1 protein-coding gene is annotated in these 1,085 nt (G+C 62.2%); it reads right to left on the reverse strand.

The window, feature by feature from the left end; genetic code table 11:
- Positions 1-472: 472 nt before the first annotated feature.
- Positions 473-775, reverse strand: coding sequence for a hypothetical protein (locus ACY5KJ_RS19475; RefSeq protein WP_462189336.1), 303 nt, complete (start codon positions 773-775; stop codon positions 473-475).
- Positions 776-1,085 lie beyond the last annotated feature (310 nt).

Genomic DNA, 1,085 nt, shown 5'->3' on the forward strand with positions numbered 1-1,085 from the left:
CTCCTTAGCTACAAGACTCAGCATAGAACGCAGGCCCGGACGGTCCCGGAAAGCGCGGGAGCCTTGGTCCGCGTAAACCCACACTACGGTCATTCCCAGCTCCCGCGCCGCTTGCTCGCAGGCCTGGCGCTATAGCTCAAGGGATTCTTTGCCGCCCGCCCCCTCGGAGGCGGTGCGCAGGTAGATTACCGCGCTCGGGCGATCAACTCGTACTTCATTCTCATGCACCTCTTCCATAAATACTCCTTTCCTTGAGGGTCATTCTTCCCAGTGAAGGAAATGGCCGTTTTTCCGGCCCCATCCTATGTCAATTCCCGCCCGAAATCCCCGTTATTCTTCCAGGAATTGACACAGGTTAGGACGCCCATTTTTCAGCTTTGCACAGCCAAAAACAAGGTGTTGAGAGCCGGGGGAAGTACGCGAATGCGCACCTCCCCCGGCCCGCCCGCGCGACGTAGCCCTTTCGGCTACCTCACTTGCTCCGAGATCCGGGCTTTTCCGGCCCGCCGGGCGTCCCCGGAAGCAGTAGCGCCTCCACCGCCTGGCGGGCCGCCGCGGCCTGGGCTTCGGCTTCGGCGATCACCGCCTGAGCCTTCTCCGCGAAGTCCGGCGCGGATCGCTTGGCCTCCACGTAAAACTCGGCGGCGGCCAACAGCGCCGCTCCCATGGTGGAACCGTCCACCCGCACGATCAGCTCAAGCTGGGCGTGCAGGGCGTTCGGCAATTTCACCGCCAGGGTCTTGTGACCCCCGGGCCGGTCTTTCGGTTCCGTCACGGAAACCTCCTCAGGGGACGTAATGAAGTAACAAATACGTGATCGAGAGCATCATCGCAGGTCACAGGCCTGTGGAGGGTTCGAAACGCGCAAGTCATTTCATTTCGACTCCTCAGTGCGGGTGCGGCCGCTCATCCCTTATGGATGAGGACTTCGGCCGCACGACACCGGGGAGGACTCCCCGGCAGTTAGACCGGGCAGGCGGCCAGTTCTCCTGGCTGCCCGCAGACCTCCCTGATCCGCTTTTCGGCCAGCTGCACATAATCCGGGTTCAGCTCTACGCCGATGTAGTCCCGCCCGTTCTGGGCTC

This window comes from Frankia sp. CcWB3, assembly GCF_977927595.1.